This window comes from Burkholderia sp. HAN2018, assembly GCF_024704855.1.
In the GTDB taxonomy this organism is placed as follows: domain Bacteria; phylum Pseudomonadota; class Gammaproteobacteria; order Burkholderiales; family Burkholderiaceae; genus Burkholderia; species Burkholderia cepacia.
Genome location: NZ_QOBB01000087.1, coordinates 22,907 through 31,172, shown reverse-complemented (window position 1 = coordinate 31,172; position 8,266 = coordinate 22,907). Strand labels below are relative to the sequence as shown.

Genomic DNA, 8,266 nt, shown 5'->3' with positions numbered 1-8,266 from the left:
CGCGCGTCTCGCCGGTCGCCCGGGCCAGCTCGCGCGCGAGCATCGGCTGCGCGTCGGCCGGCTTGCCGGCGAGCACCAGCAGCGCGGCGTCGACTTGCGACGCCCGGTTCGATTCCGGTGCGTACTGGCGCCACAGGTTCGCGGCGGACAGCGCGTCGGCCGGGCTCTGCGCACCGAGCGCGATCTCGGTCGCGCGCTGGGCCATGCGCGGATCGCGCGTGTCGCGGGCAAGCGCGAGGTAGGTCTGGTAGGCCGGCGCGGGCTGGTTGCGCTGGAGCGCGACCTCGGCGGCGAGCACCTGGTAGACGATCTGGCTCGTCAGCGGAACGCCGGGGAGATTCTTCTGCTCGTCCGGCATCACGTGCTCGAACGCACCCTGCGGTTCCGCGTCGTCCGATGCCGGATCCTGCGCGTGAGCCGGGAAGGCGGTGAGGGTCCAGGCGGCGAACAGCGCGGCGCCGAGCGCACGGCGGACCGGGAAGGCACGCGCGCCGCGCACGGCGGCGGGGCGCTTCAGAAGCAGCTTCGAGGGCAGGGTCATGGAAATCCGTTCGATGTTTCAACCGATTGTAACGCGCTCGCTACAATACACGCACGATCGTGAATCCAGCCTCAGACCCGTAAAACATGCCAGAGTTGCCAGAAGTCGAAGTCACGCGCCGGGGCATCGAGCCCTTTGTCGCAGGCCGCCGCGTCGAGCGAGTCGACGTCCGTACCGAGATGTTGCGCTGGCCCGTGCCGGCAGGGCTCGCCGAGCAGTTGCGCGCGCGCGAGGTGCTCGCCGTCGAGCGTCGCGGCAAGTACCTGCTGTTCGAGGTCGACGCAGGCTGGTTCATCGTCCATCTCGGCATGACGGGCACGCTGCGCGTGCTGCCCGCCGACGGCGTGCCGGTCGCCGCCAAGCATGACCACATCGACTGGATCTTCGACGAATTCGTGCTGCGGTTCCGCGATCCGCGCCGCTTCGGCGCGGTGCTGTGGCACCCGCGCGAAGCAGGCGACGTGCATGCACATCCGCTCCTCGCGAGCCTCGGCGTCGAGCCGTTCTCGCCGGCGTTTACCGGCGCGCTGCTGCACGCGCGCACGCGCGGCCGCACCGTTTCGGTCAAGCAGGCGCTGCTCGCGGGCGACCTGGTCGTCGGCGTCGGCAACATCTATGCGTCGGAGAGCCTGTTTCGTGCGGGCATCCGGCCGACGACGGCCGCCGGCAAGGTCTCGCTGCCGCGCTACGAGCGGCTGGCCGACGCGGTGCGCGCCACGCTCGCCGACGCGATCGAGCGTGGCGGCAGCACGTTGCGCGATTTTGTCGGCAGCAACGGCGAAAGCGGCTATTTCCAGCTCGACTGCTTTGTCTACGACCGTGCCGGCCAACCCTGCCGCGTATGCGGCACACCGATTCGCCAGATCGTGCAGGGCCAACGGTCGACTTATTTTTGCCCGACCTGCCAGCGTTGAAACCTCAGCGTTGAAACCTTATTCCCCGATCAGACAACTTGAAGCCGCCCCGCATCGCCCCCGCTCCGTTCCCCGTCACACCGCTGCATCGCACGTTCGCCACGCGCCTGGTCGCATGGCAGCGCGAGCATGGCCGCCACGACCTGCCGTGGCAGAACACGCGCGATCCGTACCGGATCTGGCTGTCGGAAATCATGCTGCAGCAGACGCAGGTATCGACCGTCATCCCGTATTACACGCGCTTTCTCGAACGCTACCCGGACGTCGCCGCGCTCGCGGCCGCGCCGACCGACGACGTGATGGCGCTGTGGGCGGGGCTCGGTTACTACTCGCGCGCGCGCAATCTGCACCGCTGCGCGCAGGTCGTCGTCGCCGAGCACGGCGGCGCGTTTCCGTCGACGCCCGACGCGTTGGCCGAACTGCCGGGCATCGGCCGTTCGACGGCCGCGGCGATCGCGTCGTTCGCGTACGGCGCGCGCGCGACGATCCTCGACGGCAACGTGAAGCGCGTGCTTGCGCGGGTTTTCGGCGTCGAGGGCTTTCCGGGCGAGAAGCGTGTCGAGAACGACATGTGGGCGCTCGCCGAATCGCTGTTGCCCGACGCCGCGAATGCGGCCGACGTGAGCGCGTACACGCAGGGGCTGATGGATCTCGGCGCGACGCTGTGCGTGCGCGGCAAGCCCGATTGCGCGCGTTGCCCGTTCGCGGGCGATTGCGTTGCGCAATCGACGGGCCGCCAGCGCGAGCTGCCGGCCGCGAGGCCGAAGAAGGCGGTGCCGACACGCAAGACCTGGATGCTCGTGCTGCGCGACGGTGATGCCGTGCTGCTCGAGCGCCGGCCGCCGACCGGCATCTGGGGCGGGCTGTGGAGCCTGCCGCAAGCGGACGGCGACGCCGCGCTCGCGGAACTCGCGCGCGGCTTCGGCGGCGGCGGCACGGTGCCGCTCGCGCCGCTCACGCACACGTTTACGCATTTCCGGCTCGAGATCGAGCCTCGGCTGAGCGACATGGCCGACGGTGGCGGCTTGCCTTCGGGGGCGCGGGATGCGGATACCGCGTGGGTCCCGCTGAGCCGGCTCGACGCGTACGGCGTGCCGGCGCCCGTGCGCAAGCTGCTCGATGCGCTGAGCGGGCCGCTGTTGTAACGGACGGGAAGGGCGCGGCGCGGGCCGCGTTCGGGAACGCGCCGGGATACCGCTTGCGGGAAAGGTTTTCCGGCGGTGCGACGCGCGACGGAATCGGCCGCGGTAGTTACAGCCAGCCGTGCCGGTCGAGTACGTGGTGCACGGCATCGATGCGCGCGCCGACGTCCGGAAACTCCATCAGCTTCTGCCGCGCGCGCAGGTCGAGCGGCAGCAGTTCCGCGAGGCGGTTCGACACCCAGCTCGGATCGTCGAGGCGGAACGGTTCGCCGAACGGCATTTTCTCCGGATCGGACTTCTTCAGCGCGTTGATGATGCGCTCGAGCACCTCGGCGCACGAGCCGAATTGAGCGAGCGCCTGCTCGCCTTCGAGCGGGATGTCGTCGGGCAGCGGTTCAGCGATGCCGACCAGCAGCCCGTTGCCTTCGACGCGATACGACAGCAGCTCGAAACGCTGCGTGCCGACGGCCTGCAGATAAAGCATGCCGAATTCGCCGGTATCGCACTCGGTGATGCGCGCCATGCAGCCGATGGTCTCGGGCACCGACACGGCGCCGTCCTGTGCGACTTCGGGCCCGCTCTTCAGCAGGCACACGCCGAACGGCGCGTTGTCGCGCAGGCACGCGCGGGACATGTCGAGATAGCGCGCCTCGAACACCTTGAGCGGGAGCAGCCCCCCCGGAAACAGCACCGTGTGCAGCGGAAACAGCGGCAGGTCGATCAGGGTGGTCGATAGGGAGGACATGGCGCGCGGGCGTTGGGGCGTGCGTCGCTAGGGTCGGTCGACCTCGGAGACGAGCCGCGACGACGCGTCGACATCCACTGGCGCGTCACGATGCCGCACGATCACGTTCGCCTCGCGCGCAAGGCGCGCGGCAAGCGTTTCCGCGATGAACACCGAACGATGCTGCCCGCCCGTGCAGCCGATGGCGACGGTCAGGTAGCTGCGGTTGTCATCGCGGAAGTGCGGCAGCCATTTCATCAGGAACGCATGGATGTCGTCGATCATCTGGTGGACGATCGGCAGTGCGTCGAGAAAGGCGATGACCGGTTGGTCGAGCCCGGTGAGCGGGCGCAACTCGTGGTCGTAGTACGGGTTCGGCAGCGCGCGCACGTCGAACATCAGGTCGGCGTCGAGCGGCACGCCGCGCTTGAAACCGAACGATTCGAACATCACCATCAGGTCGTTGTTCTTCTGCTCGATGAAGCGCTTGACCCACGTACGCAGCGCGTTCGCGCGCAGCGTGCTCGTGTCGATCTGGTGGCCGAATTCGGCGAGCGGCGCGACGAGGTGGCGTTCGCGCTCGATCGCTTCCTCGAGCGACGACAGCAGGCCGACGTCCGCATCGTGCGACAGCGAGCCGGACAGCGGATGACGGCGGCGCGTTTCGGAGAAGCGCTGGATCAGCGACTGGGTGCTCGCGTTGAGGAACAGCACGCGCACGTCGTGCTCGCGCGACAGCTCGCGAATCAGGCCGGGCATTTCGTCGAGCGATGCGCTCGAGCGCGCGTCGATCGCGACCGCGAGTCGGTGCTGGCCATCCTCCGCGAGGTAGCGGGCAAGTTCGGGGAGCACGTGCGGCGGCAGGTTGTCGACGCAGTAATAGCCTGCGTCTTCGAGCGCGTTCAGCGCGACGGACTTGCCTGAGCCGGAGATGCCGGTGATGAGGACGATGCGCATGGGAAGCAGAGAATCCTGACGTTTCATCATAGCACCGGCTCGACGCGTCGGCGTTGCGTGGCCGGCGCGTGCGGGTTACACCAGTTTGCCGGGGAATTGACTGTCGGGATCTTGCATCGCGAGTCGTTGCCGATCCATGAAATCGCGCAACGTGTCGATTCCGCGCAACTGCAGGATCGTGTTCCGGACGGCCGCCTCGACGAGCACCGCGAGGTTGCGGCCGGCTGCAACCTGGATCGTGACCTTGCTGATCGGCAAGCCGAGCACGTCGACGGTCTGGCTTTCGAGCGGCAGGCGCTGGAATTCGCCGTCGGGGCGCCGCACGAGCTGGACGATCAGCTTCAGCTTCATTTTCCGCCGCACGGCGGTTTCACCGAAGATCGTCTTGATGTCGAGCAGGCCGAGGCCGCGCACTTCGAGCAGGTTCTGCAGCAGCGGCGGGCAGCGCCCTTCGACGAAATCGGGGCCAAGTCGGACGAAATCGACCGCGTCGTCGGCGACGAGGCCGTGGCCGCGGCTGATCAGCTCGAGGCCGAGTTCGCTCTTGCCGAGGCCCGAATCGCCGGTCAGCAGCACGCCCATCCCGAGGATGTCGATGAACACGCCGTGCAGCGTCGCGCGCGGCGCGAGGATCCGCGACATGTAGAGCCGCAGGCTGTCGATCACCGCGGCGGCCGACATCGGCGTCGTGAACAGCGGGGTCGACGAGCGCGTACAGCGCAGCACGAGTTCGGGCGGGGCGGCGGCGCCGCCCGCGACGACGAGGAACGGCGGTTCGAGAGCGATCAGCTCGGCCATGTGGCGCGAGCGGTCTTCGTCGGTCTGCCGCTGGTAGTAGTCGATTTCGGCTTCGCCGAGCACCTGGATCCGGTTCGGGTGGATCAGGTTCAGGTGGCCGACGAGGTCGGCGCTCGAGGTTGCATTGCCGACGGTGTCGGCCGAAAAGCCGCGTTCCCAGCCTTCATGCCCCGTCAGCCAGCTCAGTTTCAGCGTGGCCGCGTTGTCGTCGAAGATGCTCTGGGCGTTGATGCTGGACGTATCCATGACTGCTCCGTCACTCCAATGGGCCGGTGCATGCGCGCGGCGACGGACGTCGCCATGCCGGGCCGGCGCCGGGCGGCCCTGGACGGCGGCGTGCGCCGCCTCGTACGGGAAAATAATCCGCCCGGATCAACTCAAGGTTGCCACTGAGTGAGCAGGCGATGCAACTCGGCGATGTCCGTTTCGTTGTGCAGACGCTCGCGCGCGTCGCGATCGGACAGCAGTTGCGCGATTTCCGACAGGATCTCGAGGTGTTGCTGGGTGGCTTGCTCGGGCACGAGCAGGAAGATCAGGAGGCCGACCGGCTGGCCGTCGGGGGCTTCGAACGGGATCGCATCGGCGAGCCGGACGAACGCGGCGAGCGGGTGCTTGAGACCCTTGATGCGTCCGTGCGGAATCGCGACGCCTTCGCCGAGCCCGGTCGAGCCGAGGCGCTCGCGCGCGAACAGGTTGTCCGTGACGGTGCTGCGGGCGATGCCGTTCTGATTCTCGAACATCAGCCCGGCTTGTTCGAACACGCGTTTCTTGCTGGTGACTGAGAGGTCGATGACGACGTTCTCTATGGGCAGGATTTTGGCTAGGCGATTCATGTTGGCAGGCGATTGGGCGGCCTGGGGTCTCCTTGCGGCGGCAGACTGATCATCCATGTTCGGCGATATCAAGGCGTTCTGCATCGGCAATCTGCAAGGCAGCTACCGCATCCAGCGCCCCCCGGCGATAACCGGAACATTATAGAGCACAGCTGCGTGCGTGGCGCAGCGTGGACGGACCGGTTGCACCACCGCGAGGAGTCGCAAAAAAAACGCCCGGCGAGCCGGGCGACGTGTGTGTTGCGGTGAAGGTTACTGCGGCGGCAGTTCGATCTGGTCGATCGACGGTTGAAGCTTGATCGGGTCGTGCGCGTGCGTTTGCAGGCGCTCCATGTGCTTGACGACCTGACGGTCCAGCTTGTCGATCAGCAGGTCGATCGCCGCATACAGGTTACCGTTCGCGCTTTCGACGAAGATGTCCTTGCCCTTCAGGTGCAGATTGATTTCCGCGCGCTGCTGCTTGTCCTTTTCCTTGTGATTGTCGACCGAGAGGATCACAGTGCCATCGATCACCTGATCGCTATGCCGTAGCACCCGGTCCAGCTTGGTGATCACGTATTCGCGAATTGCAGGCGTGACTTCGAGATGATGTCCACTGATCTTCAGGTTCATAGTGCTTCTCCAAGCGAGTGACCACCCGGCCGCATCGAGGCGGCGCTCCGGTCGACTTGCCCGTGCCGCACGAGGCGGCGTATCGCGGACAGGTCGCCCGGCCTGTTCCCCGTGTGCGCGGTGGCCGGAACACGCCTGCCGCCGGGCAGGCAGCAGGCTTAAAGAGACTTGCGCAGATTCACTGCCGGGATCTTGAGGGCTTCGCGATACTTCGCAACCGTGCGGCGCGCGACCACGAACCCCTGTTCTGCCAGCAGCTCGGCAATGCGGCTGTCCGAAAGTGGCGATTTTGGGTCTTCAGCTCCTATCAGTTGCTTGATGAGGGCTCGGATGGCGGTCGACGACGCGGCGCCACCGGTGTCGGTCGAGACGTGAGATCCGAAGAAGTACTTAAATTCAAGCGTCCCGAACGGGGTCAGCATGTACTTCCCGGTTGTCACACGGCTGACAGTCGACTCGTGTAGGCCCAGCGTATCAGCTATTTCCCGCAAAACCAAGGGGCGCATGGCAATTTCACCGTGCGCAAAGAAGTTCTTTTGACGCTCGACAATCGCCTGCGCGACACGCAGGATCGTGTCGAATCGCTGCTGGATGTTCTTGATCAGCCAGCGTGCTTCCTGGAGCTGCTGCTTGAGCGAGCCGGCCGACGGATCGCCGCGGCTGTTGCGCAGGATGTTCGCGTAGAGGTTGTTGATCCGCAGGCGCGGCACGACCTCCGGATTGAGCTCCGCGAGCCATCCCTGGCCGGCCTTCTTCACGATGATGTCGGGCACGACGTAGTCGGCCTCGGCTTTGCCGTATGCGGCGCCGGGGAACGGCTCCAGCGAGCGGATCAGCGTGTGCGCGTCGCGCAGCGCGTCGTCGCTCGCCTTCAGGTGCTTGCGCAGCCGCGTGAAGTCGCGGGCGGCGAGCAGTTCGAGATGCTGCGACACGATCTCGAGTGCGAGCGTGCGTGTCGGGGACGGATCGAGGCGCAGCAACTGCAGCTTCAGGCATTCGGATGCCGAGCGGGCGCCGACCCCGGCCGGGTCGAAGCTGTGCAGCAGCGCGAGCGCCGCATTCAGTTCGTCGCAGTCGATTTCCAGCTCGGGCGGCAGGTCGGCGAGCACTTCGTCGAGCGTGGCGGTCAGGTAGCCGTCGTCGTCGAGCGATTCGATCAGGAACATCACGAGCGCGCGATCGCGCGGGCTGGCCTGCGTGACGCGCAACTGCGCGGACAGGTGGTCGCGCAGCGACGTCGCCGCTTCCTGCACCTGCAGCGGCGGGAGGTCGTCGTCGTCGGATGCGCCGCTCGCGCGGCCGAATTCGTCGAGATTCCACTGCGGGCCGTCGTTGCCGTCGCCGGACGCGTAACCGTCGTATTCGTCCGCGCCGGCCGGTTCGTCGCGCTCGGCGCGCTCGCTCGACGAACTGCTGCTGTTTGTCGCAGTGGGCTCGGTGTTCTGGGCGGGAGGCGTCTGCGCGATCAACGATCCGTCCGCTGCGACACGCAGCGGGCTCGCTATCCATTCGTCGTCGTTCTCGAGCAGCGGGTTCTGCGCGACGGCCATCGCGACTTCCTGCTGCAATTCGAGCGTCGACAACTGCAGGAGCCGGATCGACTGCTGTAGCTGGGGCGTCAGCGCCAGATGTTGCGACAGGCGGAGTTGAAGGCTGGCTTTCATGGCAAGGAGGGAGTCATACCGGCAGTTTGCCACGACCCAGGCGCGTTGAGCCATCCGCGATTACGCGCGGCGCGCCGCCCG

At 66.9% G+C, this 8,266-nt stretch carries 8 protein-coding genes and 1 pseudogene; 2 read left to right on the top strand and 7 right to left on the bottom strand.

Annotation, left to right across the window (positions count from 1 at the left end; all coding sequences use genetic code 11):
- Positions 1–541, bottom strand: a pseudogene (locus DPV74_RS21525) (hypothetical protein); the annotation flags it as partial.
- Between the two features lie 86 nt (positions 542–627).
- On the opposite strand from DPV74_RS21525, the gene mutM reads away from it, so the two are divergent.
- Positions 628–1,455, top strand: coding sequence for a bifunctional DNA-formamidopyrimidine glycosylase/DNA-(apurinic or apyrimidinic site) lyase (mutM, locus tag DPV74_RS21520; protein WP_119337920.1), 828 nt, complete (start codon positions 628–630; stop codon positions 1,453–1,455).
- 38 nt (positions 1,456–1,493) lie between these two features.
- Complete coding sequence (gene mutY, locus DPV74_RS21515) at positions 1,494–2,600, top strand: A/G-specific adenine glycosylase (RefSeq protein ID WP_060084185.1); 1,107 nt, start codon at positions 1,494–1,496, stop codon at positions 2,598–2,600.
- Between the two features lie 106 nt (positions 2,601–2,706).
- Here the strand turns inward: mutY and DPV74_RS21510 are convergent, their stop codons facing one another.
- The 6 genes from DPV74_RS21510 to DPV74_RS21485 form a co-directional block, all read right to left on the bottom strand.
- Positions 2,707–3,342: an LON peptidase substrate-binding domain-containing protein gene (locus tag DPV74_RS21510; RefSeq protein ID WP_027789102.1), complete on the bottom strand. Its 636-nt coding sequence runs from the start codon at positions 3,340–3,342 to the stop codon at positions 2,707–2,709.
- A 27-nt stretch (positions 3,343–3,369) separates the two neighbouring features.
- Positions 3,370–4,278, bottom strand: a complete 909-nt coding sequence (gene rapZ, locus DPV74_RS21505; RefSeq protein WP_021162602.1) for an RNase adapter RapZ — start codon at positions 4,276–4,278, stop codon at positions 3,370–3,372.
- Positions 4,279–4,353: 75 nt separating this feature from the next.
- Positions 4,354–5,322, bottom strand: a complete 969-nt coding sequence (gene hprK, locus DPV74_RS21500; RefSeq protein ID WP_011353227.1) for an HPr(Ser) kinase/phosphatase — start codon at positions 5,320–5,322, stop codon at positions 4,354–4,356.
- Between the two features lie 131 nt (positions 5,323–5,453).
- Positions 5,454–5,993, bottom strand: coding sequence for a PTS sugar transporter subunit IIA (locus tag DPV74_RS21495; RefSeq protein ID WP_034195946.1), 540 nt, complete (start codon positions 5,991–5,993; stop codon positions 5,454–5,456).
- Positions 5,994–6,161: 168 nt separating this feature from the next.
- The gene (gene hpf, locus DPV74_RS21490; protein ID WP_006477786.1) at positions 6,162–6,521 is read right to left on the bottom strand and encodes a ribosome hibernation-promoting factor, HPF/YfiA family; all 360 of its coding nucleotides are present in this window, start codon (positions 6,519–6,521) and stop codon (positions 6,162–6,164) included.
- Between the two features lie 158 nt (positions 6,522–6,679).
- Entirely contained in the window at positions 6,680–8,185 is a 1,506-nt protein-coding gene (locus tag DPV74_RS21485) for an RNA polymerase factor sigma-54 (protein WP_059710755.1), read from the bottom strand.
- Between the last annotated feature and the right edge of the window lie 81 nt (positions 8,186–8,266).

What these genes read in the sequence shown, in the direction of transcription:
- DPV74_RS21485 (WP_059710755.1), bottom strand. Translation starts at nt 8,185, where the DNA reads ATGAAAGCCAGCCTTCAACTCCGCCTGTCGCAACATCTGGCGCTGACG.
- DPV74_RS21495 (WP_034195946.1), bottom strand. Translation starts at nt 5,993, where the DNA reads ATGCAGAACGCCTTGATATCGCCGAACATGGATGATCAGTCTGCCGCC.
- mutM (WP_119337920.1), top strand. Translation starts at nt 628, where the DNA reads ATGCCAGAGTTGCCAGAAGTCGAAGTCACGCGCCGGGGCATCGAGCCC.
- rapZ (WP_021162602.1), bottom strand. Translation starts at nt 4,278, where the DNA reads ATGCGCATCGTCCTCATCACCGGCATCTCCGGCTCAGGCAAGTCCGTC.
- hpf (WP_006477786.1), bottom strand. Translation starts at nt 6,521, where the DNA reads ATGAACCTGAAGATCAGTGGACATCATCTCGAAGTCACGCCTGCAATT.
- DPV74_RS21510 (WP_027789102.1), bottom strand. Translation starts at nt 3,342, where the DNA reads ATGTCCTCCCTATCGACCACCCTGATCGACCTGCCGCTGTTTCCGCTG.
- hprK (WP_011353227.1), bottom strand. Translation starts at nt 5,322, where the DNA reads ATGGATACGTCCAGCATCAACGCCCAGAGCATCTTCGACGACAACGCG.